This window comes from Rhizobium sp. BK619 (genome assembly GCF_014195245.1).
GTDB lineage: Bacteria > Pseudomonadota > Alphaproteobacteria > Rhizobiales > Rhizobiaceae > Rhizobium > Rhizobium acidisoli.
In genome coordinates this window covers 262,375-284,607 of sequence record NZ_JACIBH010000006.1, presented here as the reverse complement: position 1 = coordinate 284,607, position 22,233 = coordinate 262,375, and the positions used below count along the sequence as shown (strand labels likewise).

General features: G+C 61.4%; 18 protein-coding genes and 1 pseudogene. 10 read left to right on the top strand and 9 right to left on the bottom strand.

The features are described from left to right. Positions 1-39 precede the first annotated feature (39 nt). Together FHX14_RS13670 and FHX14_RS13665 are read right to left on the bottom strand one after the other, a co-directional pair. Positions 40-2,073: an FAD-dependent oxidoreductase gene (locus FHX14_RS13670; protein ID WP_184377478.1), complete on the bottom strand. Its 2,034-nt coding sequence runs from the start codon at positions 2,071-2,073 to the stop codon at positions 40-42. 70 nt (positions 2,074-2,143) lie between these two features. Beyond that, positions 2,144-3,139: an ABC transporter substrate-binding protein gene (locus FHX14_RS13665; protein ID WP_184377477.1), complete on the bottom strand. Its 996-nt coding sequence runs from the start codon at positions 3,137-3,139 to the stop codon at positions 2,144-2,146. Positions 3,140-3,297: 158 nt separating this feature from the next. Here FHX14_RS13665 and FHX14_RS13660 point away from each other — a divergent pair, with 158 nt between their 5' ends. Further along, positions 3,298-4,323 (top strand): GlxA family transcriptional regulator, encoded by a 1,026-nt coding sequence (locus FHX14_RS13660; protein ID WP_184377476.1) that lies wholly within the window; start codon positions 3,298-3,300, stop codon positions 4,321-4,323. A 264-nt stretch (positions 4,324-4,587) separates the two neighbouring features. Here FHX14_RS13660 and FHX14_RS13655 read toward each other — a convergent pair whose 3' ends face one another. The 4 genes and pseudogenes from FHX14_RS13655 to FHX14_RS13640 all read right to left on the bottom strand — a co-directional run bounded on the left by FHX14_RS13655 (position 4,588) and on the right by FHX14_RS13640 (position 9,270). Next, complete coding sequence (locus tag FHX14_RS13655; RefSeq protein WP_184377475.1) at positions 4,588-5,325, bottom strand: sulfotransferase; 738 nt, start codon at positions 5,323-5,325, stop codon at positions 4,588-4,590. Continuing rightward, positions 5,322-6,032 (bottom strand): annotated as a pseudogene (cysC, locus tag FHX14_RS13650) (adenylyl-sulfate kinase); the annotation flags it as partial. The pseudogene cysC and the gene FHX14_RS13655, both read right to left, overlap by 4 nt. Positions 6,033-6,249: 217 nt before the next feature. Further along, entirely contained in the window at positions 6,250-6,834 is a 585-nt protein-coding gene (locus FHX14_RS13645; protein ID WP_184377473.1) for a cysteine hydrolase, read from the bottom strand. A gap of 75 nt (positions 6,835-6,909) precedes the next feature. Then, complete coding sequence (locus tag FHX14_RS13640) at positions 6,910-9,270, bottom strand: EAL domain-containing protein (RefSeq protein WP_184377472.1); 2,361 nt, start codon at positions 9,268-9,270, stop codon at positions 6,910-6,912. Positions 9,271-9,394: 124 nt separating this feature from the next. On the opposite strand from FHX14_RS13640, the gene FHX14_RS13635 reads away from it, so the two are divergent. Next, entirely contained in the window at positions 9,395-10,201 is an 807-nt protein-coding gene (locus tag FHX14_RS13635; RefSeq protein WP_184377471.1) for a transporter substrate-binding domain-containing protein, read from the top strand. Positions 10,202-10,397: 196 nt separating this feature from the next. On the opposite strand, the gene fdhA is transcribed toward FHX14_RS13635, so the two are convergent. After that, the gene (gene fdhA / locus FHX14_RS13630) at positions 10,398-11,588 is read right to left on the bottom strand and encodes a formaldehyde dehydrogenase, glutathione-independent (protein ID WP_184377470.1); all 1,191 of its coding nucleotides are present in this window, start codon (positions 11,586-11,588) and stop codon (positions 10,398-10,400) included. 160 nt (positions 11,589-11,748) lie between these two features. Between fdhA and FHX14_RS13625 the strand changes: the two genes are divergently transcribed. After that, positions 11,749-12,006 carry a hypothetical protein gene (locus FHX14_RS13625; protein WP_184377469.1) on the top strand — a complete coding sequence of 86 codons (258 nt, stop codon included), beginning with the start codon at positions 11,749-11,751 and terminating at the stop codon, positions 12,004-12,006. A gap of 254 nt (positions 12,007-12,260) precedes the next feature. Next, a complete protein-coding gene (locus FHX14_RS13620) occupies positions 12,261-12,695 on the top strand; it encodes a hypothetical protein (RefSeq protein WP_012555562.1) in 435 nt (144 codons plus the stop codon). Positions 12,696-12,732: 37 nt separating this feature from the next. Here FHX14_RS13620 and FHX14_RS13615 read toward each other — a convergent pair whose 3' ends face one another. Next, on the bottom strand, positions 12,733-13,638 hold the full coding sequence (locus FHX14_RS13615) for an EamA family transporter (protein ID WP_012555563.1): 906 nt from the start codon (positions 13,636-13,638) through the stop codon (positions 12,733-12,735). Positions 13,639-13,750: 112 nt separating this feature from the next. Between FHX14_RS13615 and FHX14_RS13610 the strand changes: the two genes are divergently transcribed. Beyond that, positions 13,751-14,626, top strand: a complete 876-nt coding sequence (locus tag FHX14_RS13610) for a LysR substrate-binding domain-containing protein (RefSeq protein WP_184377468.1) — start codon at positions 13,751-13,753, stop codon at positions 14,624-14,626. On the opposite strand, the gene FHX14_RS13605 is transcribed toward FHX14_RS13610, so the two are convergent. Continuing rightward, on the bottom strand, positions 14,601-15,593 hold the full coding sequence (locus FHX14_RS13605) for a GlxA family transcriptional regulator (protein ID WP_184377467.1): 993 nt from the start codon (positions 15,591-15,593) through the stop codon (positions 14,601-14,603). The two genes, FHX14_RS13610 and FHX14_RS13605, sit on opposite strands and share 26 nt — an antisense overlap. Before the next feature lie 106 nt (positions 15,594-15,699). Between FHX14_RS13605 and FHX14_RS13600 the strand changes: the two genes are divergently transcribed. Genes FHX14_RS13600 through FHX14_RS13580 form a run of 5 tightly spaced genes read left to right on the top strand, consistent with a single transcriptional unit; the run spans position 15,700 to position 22,119 of the window. Beyond that, entirely contained in the window at positions 15,700-16,602 is a 903-nt protein-coding gene (locus FHX14_RS13600) for a 3-keto-5-aminohexanoate cleavage protein (protein WP_184377466.1), read from the top strand. Between the two features lie 7 nt (positions 16,603-16,609). Continuing rightward, positions 16,610-18,100, top strand: coding sequence for a carnitine 3-dehydrogenase (locus FHX14_RS13595; protein WP_184377465.1), 1,491 nt, complete (start codon positions 16,610-16,612; stop codon positions 18,098-18,100). A gap of 10 nt (positions 18,101-18,110) precedes the next feature. Then, positions 18,111-19,271 (top strand): acyl-CoA dehydrogenase family protein, encoded by a 1,161-nt coding sequence (locus FHX14_RS13590; protein ID WP_184377464.1) that lies wholly within the window; start codon positions 18,111-18,113, stop codon positions 19,269-19,271. 4 nt (positions 19,272-19,275) lie between these two features. Next, positions 19,276-21,330, top strand: coding sequence for an acetate--CoA ligase family protein (locus FHX14_RS13585; protein ID WP_184377463.1), 2,055 nt, complete (start codon positions 19,276-19,278; stop codon positions 21,328-21,330). Positions 21,331-21,336: 6 nt separating this feature from the next. After that, entirely contained in the window at positions 21,337-22,119 is a 783-nt protein-coding gene (locus FHX14_RS13580; RefSeq protein WP_184377462.1) for a carnitinyl-CoA dehydratase, read from the top strand. The last annotated feature ends 114 nt before the right edge of the window (positions 22,120-22,233 follow it).

Here is a 22,233-nt window from a genome sequence, read left to right as displayed (position 1 = left end):
CTCGCTGCACGGCTCCGATGCAACGGTGGCAGCGTCCGCCTATGCCGCGCAAACCTTCGCCGTTTCGTCCTTTCGCGTGCCCTCTGCTCCGATCGCCATGCCGGCGCGCCGCCCCTCATAGAAGGCGTAGGGCGCCTGCCTTGGCGCCACGCCGTCGCCGATTTCGACGAAGGGGATACCAAGCTCGGCCAGTTCCAAAGCGAGCCAGTTCGCTGCAATGTTGGTCGTGGAAAGGACGAGGCTGTCGGCGTCGATCGTCTCGTGCTTGCCCGTGAGATGGGAGACGAGGATCGCGGCATTGCCTTGCCAGCTCTCTATACTGCTCTCCGTTCGGAATTGAACGCCGAGCATGCTGAGCGTCCGGCGTAAGGGAACGTCGGCGGAGGTGCGCTGCAGTTCCTTCCCGATGAGCGCGTCGGGTGTCACGACGATGACCTCATGCCCCTGCTCAGCGAGCTTCCAAGCCGTGCCGCAGCCCTTCCAGCCGCCGGTTTCGTCGGTGACGACAACGCGTTTGCCGAGCCTTGCCTGACGGGCCATGACGCTTTCGGCGGAGAACACGTTTCCTTGCTCGATCCCGGCGAGCGACGGGCGATCGGGCATGGCCTTTTGAAAGCCTGTCTCCTGCGGCAGCGATCCCGTTGCCAGGATCACCACGTCGGCGCCGATCTCGGCGACATCGCTTCCCTCGATATAGCTGTTGAAACGAACCTCGACCCCGAGTTTTTCGAAGCGGGTTTCGTACCAGCGGATCAGGTCCAGGATCTGCGCCCGCCGGGGCTGCTCGCCGGCAAGGCGGAACGCGCCGCCCAGCCGATCCGAGGCTTCCGCAAGGATAACCCGATGGCCTCGTTCGGCGGCCACGCGTGCCGCTTCCAATCCGGCCGGCCCTCCCCCGACGACCAGCACGAGCTGGGGACTTTCGACAGGTTCGAACCGGTCGCCGCCCCATTCCGCCTCGCGCCCGACGGAAGGGTTGATCAGACAGCTGATCCAGTAGTCGCGCGACCGGCGGCCCCAGCACATCTGGTTGCAGGACAGACAGCCGCGGATATCTTCGGGCGTTCCCAAGCGCGCCTTGTTGGCAAGATGCGGGTCGGCGATCTGGCCGCGGACGATCGAAACCAAATCCGCCGCCCCCTCCCCGAGCGTGATTTCCGCATTTTCGGGTGTTCGAATATGGCTTTCCGCCGTCACCAGCGCATGGCTCACAGCCTGCTTCAGGCGTGCCGACAGCTCCACACCCAATCGCTCGGGATAAAGAAAGGTCGGCATCAGGCTGCCATAGTCGAAATATCCGCCCGAGCCGCAGGTCACGTAGTCGATCAGCCTCTCTTCATCGAGGCCGGCAACGATTTCGGTCAACTGGTCACGGTTAAGAGCCGTGGGACAGCCAGGTTCGTCGCTGACGGTCAGGCCGACGATGAAGCCCGGGCCGCAGGCCTGCCGGATGCGGCTGAGGATTTCCCGCGAGAATCTCGTTCTGTTTTCGAGGTTCCCGCCCCAGCGATCCTCGCGGCGGTTATAGAAGGGTGTCCAGAACTGATCGAGAAGACCGCCATAGGCGGCCCAGACCTCGACGCCGTCAAAACCTGCCGCCCGACAGCGCCGCGCCGCCTTGACGAAGGCCTCGATGGTTTCCTCGATCTGGTCCTCCGTCATCGCATGCGAGCCGTCACTGTCGTGATAGCTCGGTCCTCCTGAAGGCGACCAATGCGGATGAAAGGAAAGATCGGAGTCTCCGTGGCTTCCGACATGATAGAGCTGCTGGACGATGACGGCCCCATGCTGCTTGACGCTGTCGGTCAGCCTCTTGAACGCCGGGATGACGGAGTCGTCCGATGTGCGGAAGTTGCCGCGCGTCAGCACGGTGGCCGGATGGACTGGCATCGGCTCGACGACGATCATCGCTGCCCCGCCGATTGCCCGTTCGACATAATAGGCCGTGGTCTGATCGCCCGGCAGTCCATTCACCGACATATTTGCCGTATGGGCGCCGAACACGATCCTGTTGCGCAGCCTATGGCCAGCAAGCGTGATCTCGGAGAAGGTCTTCGGAAAGGAGGTCGTCATCTTGGATCCTGGCGGGTTTCACGGTCTGCCGTGCGGATGCGCGGGCCTCGGCGGCCCGCGCGCTTATCGTTCAAAGGGCGGCGGTAATTTTCTCCGCCACATCGGCGCTCAGCCAAGACTTCCAGACCTCCGGATGCTCCTTGAAAAAGTGCACCGCGCCGTCGTCGCCACCGGCCTGGGTATCGGTCATCCACGACATGACCGAACTGACGGTCTGATTGTCCCATGACCTCTTGCGGAGATAGTCTATCACGCCGGCATTTCCGCTTTCCGCCAATTTCTGCGACACCAGCGTCACGACATGGTCGTTCGGCCACTCGTTCTTTTTCGGATCGGGACAATCGGCAACGGTGTTGCAGCGCTTCCACTCCGCCGCATCATTGGGGACGCCGGCATCGAGACGCACCATGGAATATTTCCCAAGAAGGGCGGTCGGCGACCAGTAATAGCCCATCCATCCCTCTTTGTGCTCATAGGCCCGCGCCATGGCGCCGTCGAGGCCGGCCTGGGTTCCGGGGTCGACGAGGTCGAAGCCCTTGGCCTCGCCGCCATAGGCCTTGAAAAGCTGGGCCGTGACGACCGAGCCGCCCGATCCCGTCGGACCGTTGAACACCGCTCCTTTCGCGGTATTCTCGGGCGCCGGGAAAAGCTCCGGATGCGCGAAGGCATCATCGACCGTCTTGATCTCGGGATGAGCGTCGACGATGAATTTCGGTATATACCAACCCTGAATGCCGCCATCGGACAAAGCCGGTCCGATATTTACAATTCTGTGCTCGTCGACGCCACGTTTGACGATTTCCGGGACAAGATCAACCCAGGCCTCGCCGGCAATGTCGGGCTGCCCTTTTTCCACCATCGAGGTGATTGTCGGCACGGTATCGCCGGGCACGAACTCCACCTGACAGCCGAAACCGTGCTCGAGGATGAATTTGTCGACGTGCGCGAGAAGTTCGCCGCTTTGCCAGTTCATGTTGGCGACGGTGACGGTACCGCAAGCGGCGTTGGCGTTGGATGCGATGCCGGCGATCAACGCGACCGTCGAAATTGCGAGAAGATTCTTCATTATGTTCCCCTTTGCGCTTTGGCATGTCTGCTTGGCGGGAGGGAATGCCGGTTTTCCGAGCCTCGGACCGCGCCTCCCAACGCAAATCGATGGTATTTGTCTTCGTCGCCGCGGTATTGTACGTTTAGGACAATTTCCATGGTCCGGAGGACCTTCGTTTGCAGCGCGATTACTCCCAGCTGGGGCCGAGCAAACCGCCGCCCGAGATCACCTCTCCGCTCAGAGTGGGGATCGTCGCGACACCGAACTTCACGCTGATGCCACTTGCTTGCTTCACGGATTTTCTCCGGCTTGCAGGCGACGAAGGTGATTTCAGCCGGCGGATCTATTGTGACTGGGAGCTGCTATCGCACAATATCGATCCGATACGGTCGAGCTGCGGCCTGGAACTGACACCCGGCAGGACATACGGAAATCCCAGTGATTACGACTTCATCGTCGTGCACGGGGGCATACTCCATGCCGACCACAGGATCCCGCTGGAACTCTATGACTTCGTCACCGCAGCCGTTCGCAACGGCGTGCCGGTGGCCGGCAATTGTTCGGGAAGCTTCGTGCTGGCCGAGGCGGGCCTGCTCGCCGGAAAGAAATGCGCCGTCCATTTCACGCTGGCGGGGCTGCTGCGCCAGACTTTTCCGGATATCACTCCCGTCACCGACCGGCCGGTCGTGGTTGACGGGAACGTCATCACCTGTCCCGGCGGATTGGCGTCGATCAAGCTTGCAATGTATCTGGTTTCGAATGCCTGCGGCGAATCCCGTGCCCACAAGGCGTTTCACTATCTCCTCGGCGATCACGGCTTCGACAGGCAAGGCGCGATCGAAGAGCCCGATCTCGGCCTGAAGTGCGGGGACCGCCGCGTGGCGAATGCGATCGGGCTGATGCGGCAGAAGATGTACGAGCTCTGTTCGCTCGCCGACATCGCGGCGAGTGTCGGTACATCGGAACGGGAGCTTTCCCGGCTTTTCCAAAAACACCTGCAGGTCGCTCCCGGCGAATATTGGCGTCAGATGCGCCTGAAAGCCGCGAAGTGGATGGTGCTCAACAGCGATCGGTCGATCGCCCAGATCGCCTATGAATGCGGCTTTACCGATTGCGCCCATCTGGTGAACTGGTTCAGACGCACTTATCACGTCACGCCGGCAAAACTCCGCAGATCGCATCGCGAACTGGGCGTACGCTGACTCGCTCCCCATGTTTTCGCGTCTGGACGGTGATCTGTCGCGTTCATGGCAGCAAAAGGTCTACGGTTCGTTCCAAGGGCATATGTATGGCGTGATCTATGCGCAATGGACGAAGTAGTTTTCGGCCGGACCTTGGGCGACGATTTCGGCATGTACTACAATCAGGCTTCCGGAAAATGGGTCCGTCAAACAACTTCGTGATCGAATTCGGATAATCTCCGCTCCGCTGCCCTGCTGTTACGAGGCGCCTATATCCTGGGAATGTCACGTCTTGTTCGCATGTGGCATCGGTACCTTGGACAGACTTTCAGGAAGCCCCAGGAACTCGGCGATATTTTCAATCGTCTCTTCCATCGTCAGGTCGATTTCAAGCAATTGATGTGGCCGGCCACGAAAAAATCGTCTGATCAACTCGTTTCTGGTCCGATATGCCCGAATATACTCGTCTTTATTGAAGAGTTTTTCCCATTCTATCGCATCCTCGCCGATATCGAATGGTGAATGAAACTTGTAGTCGGGCGTACGCATCAGGAAGGCATAGGCATGAGCTTCCTCACAGTACCCCCTAAAAATATATTGGTCTTTTTGAATATGTTCCTTGGTTATCTGGCTGCCGTCGGCGAGGCCAAAACGCTTGGCCGTAAAATTTACTTGGGAACGAAACCAGTTTTCCGGATCCCGAACCGTCAGGATGAAACGCGAGTTGGGGAAGAGCGCGTCGAGGGCGATAAAAACTTCGCTTTCGGCAAATGGACTGTCCTGAAAAGCATCGGCATTCTGCACATAGGCAATGAGTTTACTATAATCTCCACGGCGAGCAGAGTAGCTTGTCAACTCACCCTCGACCTGATTTCCGACTCTGAGACCACAGAGAGTAAAAACGTCGGCCAGAGTCGTCGTGCCGGTCTTGTGACCACCGATCCCGAATACCTTGTTGAAACTCCGTCTGGATGCAAGGGCACTTCGAGTTTCAGCAATATGCCTTGCCAATAAGTTGTTCAAAAAACGTCTCCCGTGCAATCGTTCCGCTGAAGGCGGGCGTCAAGCAATGCCTCGATCTGGATGGCGAGCTGATCGGGGGTGGAGCCCACCGTGCGAAGACGAAGCTCCGGATTGTCCGGCGGCTCGTAGGGGGAGCTAATTCCGGTGAAGTGTTTGATCTCGCCGGCGATCGCGCGCCTATAGAGTCCCTTCGGATCGCGCCTGGCGCATTCCTCTATCGGTGTGTCGATGAATACTTCGAAGAACTCGCCTTTTTCCATCATCTCGCGGGCAAGCTGCCGTTCTGCACGGAATGGCGAGATGAAGGAGACGAGCACGATGAGTCCGGCATCGGCCATCAGCTTGGCCACTTCCGCAACGCGGCGGATGTTTTCGATGCGGTCTTCATTGGTGAAGCCAAGGTCGCGGTTGAGGCCGTGGCGAATATTGTCGCCATCCAGTACATAAGTGGAGCGCCCTTTGCCATGGAGCAGCTTTTCGAGGCTATTCGCAATAGTCGATTTGCCAGATCCTGAAAGCCCGGTGAGCCATACAACCGCAGGCTGCTGATTCAGCAGAGCCGCACGCGACCTGCGACCAACCTCAAGCGTCTGCCAACGAATATTTTCCGTTCGACACAGCGGGCTATCCGTCATACCGGCGCTGGCAGCCCGATTGGCTAGAATAAAATTGCGGGTGATGCGTTTGACGTGACGGCTTTCAGTTGCTGCAGCTTCTGTCATTGATCCAGTTCAAACGAAATGAGAACGACTTCCAAAGACACGACGGAGCGGAGGACGTTGACACTTGCAACACCGGCGCCCCTATTGACGGATAAGGGAAATGGGAACTCATTACGGAACTTCTAGGTACTGTAAATGAGTCGCTAATCATTTACAATGGCGATTTTCGGCAAGGCGCTAGGTGAACTGCCATCGACGCGTTTCAGCCAAGGCCACCCAGAAATTTCTCGGTCTCCATCAGTTCGAGCTGCACCGAAAACCGATCGTGTAGAAGTTCCAGCGACGCGTCGTGCGTATCGTCGGCGCCGCTGCAGACGGCGTCTTTCAGCACGATCGCCCGATAGCCGAGATCGATGGCGCCGAGCGCGGTGGCAAGTACGCAGACATCGGTCTCTCCGCCGGTGATGACCAGGGTATCGACCCGCTCCGATTGAAGGATCGGATGAAGGCGGCCGTCGATCCAGGGGGAATAGGTGTGTTTGTCGAAGTGCCTTGCCGGCGGAACCAGCGACGCCAGCGACGGGGCCAGATCGACGAGGTCGCGCGGAAGGTGCTCGCCGGTCATCATCCACCATTTTCGGTAATAATCACGCCATTTCCCCGGCATCTCGTCGGCATGCTCGGGCGGCAGGAAGCGGGTGAAGATCGTTCGGGACGAGTGCCGTCCGGCGAGTTCTTCGATCTGTGGAGAGACCCGTGCCATCCAGGGAACGTGCCAAGGCGTGTCTTCGGCAAACATCCGCTGCATGTCGACGCAGAGATGCCGCCACTCGCCGATCTCGCCCATCCCATCCTCCGTTCTCCGGGCGTCAACCGCCGCCGGCGGCGAAAGTTCCCGTGACCTGTGGAAGATCGGAAGCCTTCAGGCGACGGCGCCTGAAGCGGTCGTCAGTAATCCGGCGGCGCTCTCAGCTTCGCGGAAACAACCGAGTTCGCGGAGAGGAACCGGTTTGGAAAAGAAATAGCCTTGGAGGTCGGTGCAGCCGAGGGCGGCCAGGAAGTCACGTTGATATTCGGTTTCAACCCCTTCCGCCGTCGTCGAGATGCCGAGGTTGCGGCTGAGCGCGACGATGGCGCCGATGATCGCCGCCCCATTGGCTTTTGTGCCGAGCAGCGAGACGAACGAACGATCGATCTTGATGCGGTCGATGTCGAAGCGCATCAGGTGGCTGAGGCATGAAAAGCCGGTTCCGAAATCGTCGAGCGAAATTTGAACACCTCGGCTGCGCAGCGACTTCAGCACAGAATAGACGTCCGAGTTGTCCTCGATGAGCGAGGACTCGGTAAGCTCGAGCTCAAGCCGCGATGGCGGCAGTCCGCTCTCTTCAAGCACGGCGAAGACTTCCTCGGCAAAATTCGGCCGTCTCAACTGGGCGGGAGACACGTTGACGGCAACAAACCTATCGTCGGGCCATTTGCAGGCGGCTCGGCAGGCTTCGCGCAGCACCCAGAAACCGAGAGCGTCGATGAGGCCGCCCTCCTCGGCGACAGGGATGAAGCTGGCGGGTGTCAGCAGACCGCGCTGGCTGTGACGCCAGCGCACCAGCGCCTCCGCGCCCGACGCGGCGTATCCGCCCTCGGCACGGTGCACCGTCTGGTAATAGACCTCGAGCGATCCGAAGTCCGGCCTGGTTGCAATAGGATCCAAATGTGAGCCAGCGGATGTGCCTTTGGCCAGAACTTCGCGCAATTCGTTTTTGAGAATGTCGCGTGCGTTCCTGCCGCCGTCCATGGACGGCGAATAGAGGCGCCATTGACCTCTGCCGCCCATCTTTGCCTCGTATAGCGCGACGTCGGCATAGCGCATGATGTCGTCGGCATTTCGGCCGGCGTCCGGCACGACGGTCACGCCGATCGAGCCGCCGACGCGGGCGACCGCCTCGCCGTGCAAAAGCGGAAAGGGCTTGCCAAGTTCGGCAACGATCGCTTCGCAGATTGCCGGCAAAACCTGATCATGATCTTTGATGTCCCGTAGAAGCAGGGCAAATTCGTCGCCTCCGAGCCGGGCAAGCGTGTCGCCTGGACGCAGTATGGCGCGGATCCGCTCCGCAGCCATCCTGATGAGTTCATCGCCGGCCGCATGGCCGAACGTGTCGTTCACGGCTTTAAAGCGGTCGAGGTCGAGAAGCGCAACGGCCGAGCGCTCGGACGAATTGCGCGTCTCGGCCAGGCACTCGTCGAACCGCATTGCGAACAAGGCGCGGTTGGGAAGGTCGGTCAGCACATCATGCAAGGCAAGCTGCCGTGCATGCAGCTCGCTTTTCTTCAGCTCGCCGAGACTGCTTCGCAGGCGCACCAGCAGAAACGAGAACAGGACCGCGATCACCAGGGCTGCGATCGAAAGCGCCGGCATCAAACGGCCGATGACCCGCGATCCCGGAAGATCGGGCCGCCAGACGATGAAGCCGATCGGTTCGCCGTTTGCCGTCGCGTCGATCTGAAACGCAACCTCGTTCTCGTCGGCATCGGCGGTGCGCGCAAAGCGCGCGCCGTTGAGTCCCTGCTGCCGGCTCAATTCGTCGAGCGCCGCGCCATCGATAAACCGAACGACGATCAGGAATTGCCGCATCGGCTGCTGCCGTCCCCGATCGGCGTCGTTGATGGCAACGACGCCGACGATCGTCGGGCGACCTTCCAACCGCATCAAATCGGCCAACGCACGATTGGAGCGGGCGGCACTCGCAAGGCGGCTTTCCATCGAGGCCGGCGTTCGTTCGGACGCCGTCCCCTGTCTCACTCCCAGGCGGGCATCCTGAAGGAGAGGCAAAAACAGAGGCTTCATCCAGCGATAACGCTTTTCCGTCTGGGCGTCCGACAGCATGAGCAGTTGGGCCTTCTCATCGACGACGAAAGCCTGGTCGTAGCCGAAGGCGGACATTGCGGTCTGGCTGATCGCACTGCCGGCCGCCGCCGTCAGGACGGCGTCGAGGCTGGAGGAGCCTCCTGTTGACTGGGCGGCAGGATAAACGCGTGTGAGGTAGCCGTTGCCGAACTGGCCGATAACATGTGCGACCTGATCGACCTGCTCCCGCAGGCGCGCATTCACGAGCTGGCGCTGGCGATCAAGGGCGGCAGCGTCGCTCTCGGTTCCCGCCCAGAGCGCCGAAAGCACGACGAGCCCAATCGCTCCCAGCCCGCTGACGGCGATCAGAAAGAGAATCCTTCCCGAGGCGATCCAGGATTGCTGAAACGTATTGGAGCTGGAAGGAACAACGATGTGCAAGCCTAGACCCCTGAACACCACGATATGGGCGCATGCGTCGACGCTAGCAAAGAAGCGTTCACGTAGAATTAAAAGCTGCGGCGCATAATGGGCGAGATCGAATAGTCCCAAGGAGCTCACGACGATGCTGCGCATATCCCTTCAGACGATGTTGCGCGCAGCGCTGATGGCGGGCGGCTTCGGTATGGTATTGGTCGCGGCCGCGCCAATCCAGGCGGCCGCGCAAGATCGCATGCCGATGCGAATTGCCGTCGAAGGCGCATTTCCGCCCTTCAATTATCTCGATGCAAACAACAAGCTTCAGGGCTTCGACATCGATATTGCCAATGCGCTTTGCGAGGTCGGCAAGTTCGAATGCCAGTTCATCATCGAGAAATGGGACGACATAATCCCCAATCTGGTTGCCGATAAATATGACGCAATCATCTCGTCCATGTCGATGAGCCTCGAGCGGCGTCAAAAGGTTGCCTTCACGGAGAAATATTACAACAGCCCCTCCGTGTTCATCGCTCGGAAGGATTCGCCGATCAGCGATATCAGCCCCGCTGGCCTCAGCGGCAAGATCCTCGGGGTGACGTCGTCGACGGCGCAGGAATCCTACGCCAACCATCTCTATCCGGAGATGAAAAAGAAGGTCTTCCGGTCTTCGCCTGAATTGTACAAGGGATTGTCGGACGGCAGCGTCGATATCATCCTGGAGGACAAACTCGCCATTTACGACTGGATCGCCAACACCAAGGCGGGGACTTGCTGCGAGTTCAAAGGACCGGATCTGGTCGACGTCACATACTTCGGCGAAGGTGCCGGCATCGCGCTGCGCCTGGACGACAAGGAGCGTCTGACACGCTTGAACGAAGCGCTGAAGAGCATCAAGGCGGACGGGACCTATGACATGATCAACGCAAAATACTTCCCGTTCAGCATCCAGTAATTCCGCCGGCAAATTCCTGATGAATGCAGGATGGCCGGCTTGCGGCCGGCCATCCCATCACGTCGAGTGTTCGATCGTAACCGCTAGAGCATGATACCGAAAAGTGTGAGCGGTTTTCTCAAGACATCATGCTCTAACTCTTTAATTTAGAATAGGATTCAGATTTTAGGCCGATCCGGCCTAAAATCATCCTGTTCTAGGCGGCTTTCGCGACGTCCCCATGGGGATCGAGGACGAATTTCGTCGCCGCTCCGTGGTCGAAGCTCTCATATCCGGCGGCGGCATCGTCGAGCGGGATGACCTTGGCATTGACGATATCGGCAATCGGCAGCCGGTCGTGCAGGATCGCCTGCATGAGCTGGCGATTGTACTTGAGCACCGGCGTCTGGCCGGTGTGGAAAGACTGCGCCTTGGCCCAGCCGAGGCCGAAGCGGAGCGACAGATTGCCTTGTTTGGCGGCATTGTCGACGGCGCCCGGATCCTCGGTGACGTAGAGGCCGGGAATACCGATCGAGCCTGCGGCGCGGGTGATCTCCATCATCTGATTGAGCACGATCGCCGGCTGTTCGCCGCCCGAATGGCCGCGCGCTTCGAAGCCGACCGCGTCGATGGCGCTGTCCACTTCATTGCTGCCGACGACCTGGGCGATCATGTCGCCGAGGCGGTCGCTCTTCGAGAGATCGATCGGTTCGAAACCGACCCTTGCCGCATGCGCCAGGCGATCCTTGTTGAAATCACCGATCATGACGACGGCGGCGCCGAGGATGCGCGCCGAAGCGGCAGCCGCAAGGCCGACAGGGCCGGCGCCTGCGACGTAGACGGTCGATCCGACCCCGACGCCTGCGCGCACCGCGCCATGGAAGCCGGTGGGCAGAATATCGGAGAGCATGGTGAGATCGCGGATCTTCGCCATCGCCTTGTCCCGATCGGGGATTTTAAGTAGGTTGAAATCGGCATAGGGAATGGTGACGTAGCGCGCCTGTCCGCCGATCCAGCCGCCCATGTCGACATAACCGTAAGCGCCACCGGCGCGGGCCGGATTGACCGTCAGGCAGACGCCGGTATCCTGGGACTTGCAGCAGCGGCAACGGCCGCAGGCGACATTGAACGGCACCGAGACGATATCGCCGATGTCGAGCATCTCGACGTCGACGCCTTTCTCGATGATCTCGCCGGTGATTTCATGACCGAGCACCAGGCCTGGCATTGCCGTCGTACGGCCGCGGACCATGTGCTGGTCGGAGCCGCAGATATTGGTGGAGATCACCTTCAGGATGACGCCGTGCTCGATGCGGCGGCCGTCGGGCGCTTCCAGCTTCGGGTCGTCGATGTCGCGAACTTCGACTTTGCCCGGCCGGAGATAAACGACGCCTCTATTCTTGCTCATGGATTCCTCCCATTCGTTGAATGCCTCGATCTGCAACCGATGCAATCGATGGCAACTTTTCCTCCGGCCTGCCTCCTCTGCAGCCCGGTATTCACAACGCCGCATCGGGCGATATTCGAATTTCGCAAATAGGCGGGGACAGATTGGATGGAGGGGAAGAGTGAAGACGATAGGTCTGGCCTGTCGTTTCCGCTCGTCATCACCGCCGCAATCCGCCGATTTGCTGCGCAAAGAGCTGGCTTCGGGCTCCAGAACCTCCTTTTCGATTCATCTTGGAATCTTCGGTCGGCCTTCCAACGGTTCTGTCGCCAGTGACGAGCGCCTTGAACGCCACAAGCAAACCATGCCCGGCGGAAAACAGCGCCCGAAAAAACGACATGGGCGCAACTCAAAGACGACAGTCGGAAAACTCCGATAGCTTGCCGCCGGAAGATATGAGTTGATCCCCGGAATAGGGCGGTTTTCCGGATCGGTTCAGAAGATTTGAATTGCGGCTCTCCGACCAAATGACTTGAGCGATGCAGGGTTTCTCAGCCGGCTGTCGCGCTGTGATCACCCCTGTCCGACCAGCGGCGGATGCCGTTGCCAATCGTGATTGGACATCGGCTGCGACCTGAGCCACGCTATTTTTGGGAGCGGACCATCTATTTTTCTCGGGGATAGGAGGCCGAAATGGAACAGTATGCACTGGAGCAGTTGAAAACGATTGCGAAGGTCAGCACGACCTGCAAGCGCCTTGAATTGACGCGGCGCGAACGGATTGAACGGTGGGCCGAAAGTCTCGAACGCAGCCCCAGACCGTTTCTTAAGACGCTTCACGAAACAGAATATCAGCCGATCGCAGATCGCATTGCCATGCGGGATGACGACACGCCGATCTCGGTTGCATTCGCGGATCCCATTCTGCGGGCGGCAGGAATGGAAGATGATAGTTACGGAGAAGCCAAACGGTTCTTCGAACTCAGCGACGGGGAATTGCACGAGCTTGTCTGCTTCTGTCATTTTGGTGAACGCGTCAGCGCCGCAACAGTCGCTCGTCGCGTGCGGAAGATGGCAGATCCCAAACCAAGCGGATTTTTCGCTCAGCTTCGTGCGTTCTTCGGCTAATCGAGGCTAAAGAGCACATGAGGCTGTAAAGCCGGCTCTAGCGGTCGCGTGACCGCTGGCTGCGGCTGACGTCGATTGCCGTGTGCCAGAACACAGCCCCGAGGATGACCGCGCCGCCGAAATAGGTGGCGACCGGAGGCTGCTCGGAAAACAGCAGCCAGACCCAGAAGGGCGTTAGCACGATTTCCATCGTGCCGATCAGCGCCGCTTCTGCCGGCGGCATCCGCTTTGCGCCGGCGAGGAAGAGCACCAGCGCCAGCGAGAAATTGGTGGCGCCGAAGGCGGCAAGAACGATCCAGTTGTGCAGGTCGAGCGAGCCGACCGAACCGAACGGCGCGAAGATGACGAGAGTCAGGAAAGCGCTGACGACGGTCGGCGGCAGGCTCGGCACGCCGGGATTGATGCGTGGAATGATGATGACCAGCGCGAAGGACGCGGTCATGCCGAGCGCTAAGAGGTCTCCCCAGCCGGTGCCGCCGCCGATCGACGAGGCGACGATGACGCCGACGCCGAAGAGGGATACGGCGCCGGCGATCAGCGTCCGCCTGGCGACCCTCTCTCTGAGGATAAGCCAGCCGAATAGCGCCGCAATGAAGGGCGTCGTTGCATAGATCATCGTCACATTGGCGACGGTGGTCATGTAGAGCGCCCCGATGAAGCATCCCTGACTGAAGGTCTGGCATGCGATCATCGCAAGACCGGAGGGATGGAAGACGGAACGCCATTGCCGCCGCGAGATGCCCCCTTCGAGGAAAAGGCAGGGGATCAGCAGGAACAGGCCTCCGAACAACGACCGCCAGGCGATCGCCGTCCATACGTCGGTCGTCAGCAGCCGCGAGTAAACGCCGCTCGCACTCCAGGCGAGCGTCGCGGCAACGATGAGAAGCACACCCTTCTCGTGCTCGCTGCCTGCGAGGCGCGTGGTCGGATTTTCAATGGTCACGCAGATGGTCTCAAAGAAGGAAGTCGAACGCCGCTCATTTCTGCGCCAGCAATTGACATAAGACAAACGAATAGTAGAGATAGCTCTTATCGATTTTTTCTATGGCTGCCTCATGCATGAACCAATCGAGAGCGACCTTCTGAGGACCTTCCTGGTCGTCGCCGAGACGTCGAATTTCTCCGCTGCTGCCCAGCGCATCGGGCGGACGCAGTCGGCCGTCAGCACTCAGATCAAGAGGCTCGAGGGGGCGATCGGCGAGATCCTTTTCGAGCGCGGCGCCCGCGGGGTGCTACTGACCCGCCAGGGCATCCAACTGGTGCCTTATGCCCGCAGGGTGATCGATCTCCTCAACGAGGCCGCCGCGACGATCCGCAGCAAGCCGCTCGACGGGCCGGTGCGGATCGGGATTCCCGAGGAATACAGCCAGACGGTGCTGCCGGCAGCCCTTGCCGCTTTCGCCGTGCGCCATCCGGCGGTCGAGGTCACGGTGTCCTGCGACTATACGGTCCGCAACCTCGCCGCCTTGGAACGGGACGAACTCGATCTTGCCGTCGTTTTCGACTGGAGCGATCAGAATAAAGGGGAGGTCCTGTGCATCGATCCCACAGTCTGGGTCACATCGATGGTCCATCGGCTGCACGACATCGATCCGCTGCCCGTTGCGACCTATCGCAATTCCACCTGGTCGCGCGATTTTGCGCTCCGCTCGCTGGAACAGATCGGCCGCAGCTACCGGATCGCCTTCATCGCCGATACCGGCTCGGGGCTGAAGAACGCCGTGACCGCAGGCCTTGCCGTCACCACGCTCTCCCGCAGCAGCATCCCGCCCGGCTGTCGGGAACTGACCGCCGAAGACGGCTTTCCGCCGGTCGATTCCTCGAAGGTCGTGCTTCGCCGGAGCACGTTCCGTTCCAGCGAGGCCGTTCGGGAACTCGCCGAGATGGTGCGCGAGGCCTTCCAGCCTATGGCGGCGCCGGCGATGGCGTGATGCGGCGGCGCAGGCGACGCCGGGTGTCGGACGGGCTCTCGGAAAAACTCGCCCGGTAGCTTCTGGCAAAGGCCGAGGCCGAATTGAAACCGGTCGCCGCCGCGATGTCGGCGAAGGAGGCTGTCGTTTCGATCACTTTCCGCCGCGCCGCATTCAGCCGCAGCGCCAGATAATGCACATGCGGCGGCGCGCCGATACTCTGCTGGAAAAGATCCTGCAGATACCGGGCGCTGACGCCTATCCTGCGGGCGAGCCGCGTGAGAATCAGCGGCTGCTCGATATGCTCTTCCATCAGCCGCACCGCCTGTGCCACGCGGGGGTCATGCATACGCAATCCTGCCGAGGCGGCGGACAGCGGTTCGTCGACATGGAAGGAAGGCTGCTCGTAACGAAACAGCCGGCTGACCTCGAGCGCCAGCGAATAACCCTGCCGCTGCCGGATCACCTCCAGCATCAGGTCGATGGTCGGCAGTGAACCTGATGTCGTCAGCCGCTTGCCGTCGATGACGAAACGATCCTTGACGGCCCTGACCTCGGGATAGGCCAGCGCAAAATCCTCGTAATCCTCCCAGTGGACGGTCGCTGGCAGCCCGTCGAGCAGGCTTGCCTCGGCCAGCAGCCATGTGCCGGACTCGATGCCGGCAATGATCGTGCGGTGACGGGCCGCCTGCGAGAGCTGCATCTTCAGTGCCGGCGTCGCGCTGCGGCGCCAGTTGTAACTGGCCAGCACGAAAAGCGGCGTCTCCTCGGTCGTCGCCCGGAAGGTGCCCTCAGCGGGAATGGCGATCGCGCTGGTGGTCGGCACCGGCGCGCCGTCCGGCGTCAACAGCCGCCAGCGATAGAGTTCGCTGCCGGCGATGCGGTTGGCGCCGCGCAGCGGCTCAATGACCGAAGCGATCAGGATCAGGTTCGTCTCCGGCAGGACGAGAAGGTCGATATCGAGCCGTTCCGTTGATCGCAGCAGCAAGGTCACCTCCCTCTAGTTCCGATAATGTATCAATGACTTCCGATAATGCAAAGCATCTCCGCCGATCCTGCCGCGTAATGCCTGACAAGACGGGGAGAACAAAATCATGCCTCTTGCGATGAACCGCGATGTCTTCATCACCTGCGCCGTCACCGGCGCCGGCGATACGGTTTCCAAATCCAGCCATGTTCCCATCACTCCCAAGCAGATCGCGGATTCCGCGATCGACGCCGCCAAGGCTGGGGCGGCCGTTGTTCACTGCCATGTCCGCGATCCGGAAACGGGGGCTGCCAGCCGCCGCAACGATCTCTACAGGGAAGTCACCGACCGCATCCGTTCGGCCGATATCGACGTCGTCCTCAATCTCACCGCCGGCATGGGCGGGGACCTGGTCTTCGGCAATGTCGAAAGCCCCCTTCCCCTCAATCCGAAAGGCACCGACATGGCAGGCGCCAGCGAGCGGGTCAGCCATGTCGCCGAATGCCTGCCGGAGATCTGCACGCTCGACTGCGGCACGATGAACTTCAACCTCGGCGACTATGTCATGACCAACACGCCAGCCATGCTGCGGGCCATGGCGAGGAAGATGACGGATCTCGGCGTGCGGCCGGAGATCGAGGCCTTCGATACCGGCCATCTCTGGTTCGCCAAGCAGCTCGCCGAGGAAGGCCTGATCGAAGACCCGGTACTGATCCAGCTCTGCATGGGCATTCCATGGGGCGCGCCCGACGACCTCAACACCTTCATGGCGATGGTCAACAACCTGCCCCAGAGCTGGACCTTCTCGGCCTTTTCGATCGGCCGCAACGCCATGGCCTATCCGGCCGCGGCGGTTCTGGCCGGCGGCAATGTGCGCGTCGGCCTGGAGGACAACCTCTTCGTCGGCAAGGGCCAGCTCGCCACCAATGCGCAGCTCGTCGAAAAGGCCGTGCAGGTGGTCGAGGGCATGGGCGCGCGCATCATCGGACCGGAAGATGTCCGCAAGAAGCTGAAGCTGACGAAACGCTGAGGATATCATGACCAAGATCAGCAAGGCGGCCTGTATCGGCGGCGGCGTCATCGGCGGCGGATGGATCGCCCGTTTCCTGCTGGCCGGCATCGACGTCGATGTGTTCGACCCGCATCCGGAAGCAGGCCGCATCGTCGGCGAGGTGATCGCCAATGCCGAAAAAGCCTATGCCATGCTGACCGGCGCACCGCTGCCGCCGCGAGGCAGGCTGCGCTTCTGCCCGACGCTCGCAGAAGCCGTCACTGACGCCGACTGGATCCAGGAAAGCGTGCCGGAGAGGCTCGATCTCAAGCGCCGCGTGCTGACCGAGATCGATGCCACGGCCTGCCCGGATGCGCTGATCGGCTCGTCTACGTCGGGGCTGCTGCCGACCGATCTGCAGCGCGACATGACGCATCCCGAACGCCTGTTCGTCGCCCACCCTTATAATCCCGTCTATCTGCTGCCGCTGGTCGAAATCGTCGGCGGCGCAAAGACTTCGCCGGCGACTATCCAGGCGGCGATGGAAAGACTGCCGCCGATCGGCATGAAGGGCGTCCACATCGCCAAGGAGATCGAAGCCTTCGTCGGCGACCGGCTGCTCGAAGCACTCTGGCGCGAGGCGCTGTGGCTCATCCATGACGATATCTGCACCGTCGAGACGCTCGATGATGTTATCCGCTACTCCTTCGGCCTGCGCTGGGCGCAGATGGGCTTGTTCCAGACCTACCGTATCGCCGGCGGCGAGGCCGGGATGCGCCACTTCCTCGCCCAGTTCGGTCCCTGCCTCGCCTGGCCCTGGACCAAGCTCACCGATGTCGTCGATCTCGACGACGCCCTGATCGAAAAGATCGGCCGGCAGTCCGACGAGCAGGCGGACGGCCTCTCGATCCGCGCGCTCGAACGCATCCGCGACGAAAACCTCGTCGGCATCCTGCAGGCGCTGAAGGGCGGCGACGGCGGCAAGGGCTGGGGCGCCGGCAAGCTGCTGAAGGATTTCGAGCAATCGCTCTGGGCGGAGGGCGGCGGCGCGCCTCAGTCTTTCGACCCGTCGAAGCCGCTGAGGCTCGTCGAGACGAAGGTCAGCCCCGCCTGGGTCGACTATAACGGCCATATGACCGAGCACCGCTATCTGCAAGTCTTCGGCGATACATCGGATGCATTGCTGCGCTTGATCGGCGTCGATCTCGCCTATGTCGAGGCGGGGCAGAGCTACTATACGGTGGAAAGCCACATCCGACATCTCGGCGAGGCAAAGCTCGGCCAGGCGATCCATTCGACCTGCCGGATCCTGTCGGTCGACGAAAAGCGGCTGCATCTCTTCCATACCCTCTGCGACACGGCGACGGGCGAGCCCCTCGCAACCGCCGAGCAGATGCTGCTGCATGTCGACAGCAAGGCGGGCAAGGCCACGCCGGCGCCGGTCGCCGTGCTCGACAAGGTGAAGGCAATCGCCAGCGCCCATGCGGCACTGGCGCTGCCCGAAGGTGCTGGCCGTTACGTCGGCCAGAAACGCTAGGAGATACGGCATGGATTTCGGTCTCAGCCAAGAACAGGAAATGATCGTCGAGACGGTTCGCGCCTTTGTCGAGACCGAGATCTATCCGCATGAGAACGAGGTCGAGCGGACCGGCCTCGTCCCTCCGGAACTTGGCCGCGAGATCCAGCGCAAATGCATCGATCTCGGCTTCTACGCCTGCAATTTTCCCGAGGAGATCGGCGGCGCCGGCCTCGACCATGTCACCTTCACGCTGGTCGAACGGGAGCTCGGGCGCGGTTCGCTCGGGCTGACGGTTTTCTTCGGCCGGCCCTCCGGCATCCTGATGGCCTGCGAGGGTGAACAGCGCGAGCGTTATCTGCTGCCGGCGGTGCGCGGCGACAAGATCGACGCGCTCGCCATCACCGAGCCCGATGCCGGTTCCGATATGCGCGGCATGAAATGTGCCGCCCGCCGCGACGGCGGTGACTTCGTGTTGAACGGCACGAAACACTTCATCTCCCATGCCGATGTCGCCGATTTCGTCATCGTCTTTGCCGCGACGGGCGAAGAGGAAACGCCGAAGGGGATCAAGAAGAAGATCACCGCCTTCCTCGTCGACCGCGGCACACCGGGCTTCGAGATCCGCAAGGGCTACGATTCCGTTTCGCATCGCGGTTACCACAACTCGACGCTCAGCTTCGAAGATTGCCGGATACCCCAAGCCCAGGTGCTGGGCGAAGTGCATCGCGGCTTCGATATCGCCAATCAATGGCTTTACGGCACAAGGTTGACGGTGGCCGCCACCTGCGTCGGCCGGGCGCGGCGCGTCTTCGAAATGGCCCTGCCCTATGCCGCCGAACGCAAGCAGTTCGGCAAGCCGATCGGCGCCAATCAGGGTGTCTCGTTCAAGCTTGCCGACATGATCACCGAGATCGACGCGGCCGAGTGGCTGACACTGTCAGCCGCCTGGCGGCTCGATGCCGGCCTTCCGGCAGACCGGCAGATCGCCTCTGCCAAGCTCTATGCCTCCGAAATGCTCGCCCGCGTGACGGATGAGGCGATCCAGATCTTCGGCGGCATGGGCCTGATGGACGACCTGCCGCTTGCCCGCTTCTGGCGCGATGCCCGCGTTGAGCGCATCTGGGACGGCACGTCGGAAATTCAGCGGCATATCATCAGCCGCGACCTGCTTCGGCCTTTGGGAGCATGAACCGATGAGATCCCGCCCGCTCGACCGCCTGCTCAGACCGCAAACGATCGCCGTCTTCGGCGGCCGCGAGGCGCGCAGGGTGATCGAACAGTGCGATCGCATGGGCTTTTCAGGCAAGATCTGGCCCGTCCATCCCAAACTCGACGAGGTGCTCGGGCGGCCGTGTTATCGCTCGGTCTCCGATCTGCCTTCGGCTCCGGACGCCGCCTTCGTCGGCGTCAACAGGACGCTCACCGTCGAGATCGTGCGCAGCCTTTCTGCGGCCGGGGCGGGCGGCGCGGTCTGTTATGCATCGGGCTTCAGCGAAGCGACGGCAGAACTTGCCGATGGCGCCGATCTGCAGCAGGCGCTGCTTTCGGCGGCCGGCGAGATGCCGATCCTCGGACCCAATTGCTACGGGCTGATCAACGGTCTCGACGGCGCGCTGCTGTGGCCCGACCAGCACGGTATGAAGCGCATCGAATGCGGCGTGGCAATCCTCACGCAGTCTTCCAACATCGCCATCAACCTGACCATGCAGACCCGCGGGCTGCCGATCGCCTATGTGGTCACGGCAGGCAACCAGGCGCAGACATCGCTTGCCGACGTCGCCTGCGCATTGATCGAGGATCCGCGTGTCACCGCGATCGGCCTTCATGTCGAAGGTTTCGGCGATCTCTCCGGCCTCGAACGCCTTGCCGCCATTGCCCGCCAGTCCAAGAAGCCGATCGTCGTGCTGAAGGTCGGCAGATCTGAGCAGGCAAAACAGGCCGCGGTGTCGCACACCGCTTCGCTCGCCGGTAGCGATGCGGTGGCGGATGCTGTGCTTGCCCGCCTTGGCATCGGCCGTGTCCAGAGCCTACCGGCCCTGCTCGAAACCCTGAAGCTGCTGCATGTCGCCGGCCCCCTGCCAAGCCAGTCGATCTCGTCGATGAGCTGCTCGGGCGGCGAAGCTTCGCTGATGGCGGATGCTGCCGTCGGCCGCAATATCGAATTCCCGGCGCTGAAGCCGCAGCAATTGCCGCGTCTGCGGCGGGTGCTGGGCGAGATGGTGACGCTTTCCAATCCGCTCGACTACCACACTTTCGTGTGGGGTGATTTCGCCCGCCAGACCGAAGCCTTCAGCGCCATGTTCAAAGGCGGTTATGCCCTCAATCTGGTCGTCCTCGACTTCCCGCGGTGCGACCGCTGCGATGCGTCAGAATGGGCAATGACGGCAGATGCGGTCATCACTGCTGCCACTGCCACCGGTGCGCTGGCCGGCCTTCTCGCGACGCTTCCGGAGAATATGCCCGAATCTGTTGCCGATCGGCTGATGGCCAATGGAATCGTCGCCTTCTCAGGCATCGACGAAACCATGGTTGCAGCGGAGGTCGCTGCCGGCATCGGCCAAGCTTGGCAAGCCCCGCCTCCCCTGCCGCTGCTCGACGTGCCGTCCATGGACGGTGAGATCGAGACGCTGACGGAAGCCGATGCGAAGACGGAGCTTGCTGCCTGCGGCCTCCCCGTTCCCCGGGGGCTGCAGGCTTTTTCTCCCCATGAGGCGGCGGAGCAGGCCGAACGGCTCGGATTCCCCGTCGTGCTGAAGGGTCTCGGCATTGCGCACAAGACCGAAGCCGGCGCCGTTGCGCTCAACCTCCGGGATAGTCAGGCGGTCTCGAGCGCGGCGGCGAAAATGACGTCGAATGCCGGTTATCTCGTCGAGAAGATGATCGATCCGCCGGTCGCCGAGCTCATCGTCGGCGCCATTCGCGATCCCGTCTTCGGTTTGTCGCTCACCTTGGGAGCGGGCGGAATCTTCATCGAATTGCTTGAGGATTCCGTCATCTTGCCGCTTCCGGCGACGAAAGCCGAAATTCACGCGGCGATTTTGCGCCTCAAACTGGCAAAATTGATCTATGGCTATCGCGGGCGGCCAAAAGGCGATCTCGACGCCGCCGTCGCCGCTATCGTAGCAGCGGCAGATTATGTCGTAAAGAACGCGGCACGCCTGGAGGAACTGGACATTAATCCGTTGATGGTTCTTCCCGAAGGGCGCGGTGTTGCCGCAGTCGATGCCCTCATACGGCGCAGGAGGTAGCATAGGTTGAGCGACTGCATTCGCACACGACATGACGGCGGCGTGCTCGAAGTCGTCATCGACCGGCCGAAGGCGAACGCCATCGACCTTGCCACCAGCCGTGCCCTGGGACTGATCTTCCGGGATTTCCGCGACGATCCTGAATTGCGCGTCGCCATCGTCTCGGGCGCCGGCGAGAAGTTCTTTTGCGCCGGATGGGACCTGAAGGCGGCAGCCGCCGGTGATGCGGTCGACGGCGATTACGGTGTCGGCGGCTTCGGCGGGCTGCAGGAACTGCGCGACCTCAACAAGCCGGTCATTGCAGCGGTCAACGGCATCTGTTGCGGCGGCGGATTGGAGATCGCCCTTTCGGCCGACCTGATCATCGCCGCCGAACATGCGAGTTTCGCCCTGCCGGAAATCCGTTCGGGCACGGTTGCCGATGCGGCGTCGATCAAGCTGCCGAAGCGCATCCCCTATCATATCGCCATGGACATGCTTTTGACGGGACGATGGCTCGACATTCACGAAGCGCATCGCTGGGGCTTCGTCAACGAGATCCTGCCGGCCGGCAGGCTGATGGAGAGAGCCTGGGAGCTTGCCCGCCTGCTCGCAAGCGGGCCGCCGCTCGTCTATGCGGCCATCAAGGAAATCGTGCGTGAAGCGGAGGGTTCGACGTTCCAGACTGCCATGAACAAGATCACCAAACGGCAGTTTGCGACCGTCGACAGGCTCTATTCGAGCGAAGACCAATTGGAAGGCGCACGGGCCTTCGCCGAGAAGCGAAACCCTATCTGGAAAGGACAATAAGGAGGCGGCAGCAACCGCAATGTTTCCCGCATGATGCGGGCACCGGAGGTGGAGAGGAAACCGCCTGCGATCCTGCCCGGAAGTTCTGTCAACGCACCACAAAGAAGGAACTGG

What these genes read in the sequence shown, in the direction of transcription:
- FHX14_RS13600 (WP_184377466.1), top strand. Translation starts at nt 15,700, where the DNA reads ATGCCTCTTGCGATGAACCGCGATGTCTTCATCACCTGCGCCGTCACC.
- FHX14_RS13610 (WP_184377468.1), top strand. Translation starts at nt 13,751, where the DNA reads ATGCATGAACCAATCGAGAGCGACCTTCTGAGGACCTTCCTGGTCGTC.
- fdhA (WP_184377470.1), bottom strand. Translation starts at nt 11,588, where the DNA reads ATGAGCAAGAATAGAGGCGTCGTTTATCTCCGGCCGGGCAAAGTCGAA.
- FHX14_RS13590 (WP_184377464.1), top strand. Translation starts at nt 18,111, where the DNA reads ATGGATTTCGGTCTCAGCCAAGAACAGGAAATGATCGTCGAGACGGTT.
- FHX14_RS13645 (WP_184377473.1), bottom strand. Translation starts at nt 6,834, where the DNA reads ATGGGCGAGATCGGCGAGTGGCGGCATCTCTGCGTCGACATGCAGCGG.
- FHX14_RS13635 (WP_184377471.1), top strand. Translation starts at nt 9,395, where the DNA reads ATGCTGCGCATATCCCTTCAGACGATGTTGCGCGCAGCGCTGATGGCG.
- FHX14_RS13620 (WP_012555562.1), top strand. Translation starts at nt 12,261, where the DNA reads ATGGAACAGTATGCACTGGAGCAGTTGAAAACGATTGCGAAGGTCAGC.
- FHX14_RS13585 (WP_184377463.1), top strand. Translation starts at nt 19,276, where the DNA reads ATGAGATCCCGCCCGCTCGACCGCCTGCTCAGACCGCAAACGATCGCC.
- FHX14_RS13665 (WP_184377477.1), bottom strand. Translation starts at nt 3,139, where the DNA reads ATGAAGAATCTTCTCGCAATTTCGACGGTCGCGTTGATCGCCGGCATC.
- FHX14_RS13595 (WP_184377465.1), top strand. Translation starts at nt 16,610, where the DNA reads ATGACCAAGATCAGCAAGGCGGCCTGTATCGGCGGCGGCGTCATCGGC.
- FHX14_RS13670 (WP_184377478.1), bottom strand. Translation starts at nt 2,073, where the DNA reads ATGACGACCTCCTTTCCGAAGACCTTCTCCGAGATCACGCTTGCTGGC.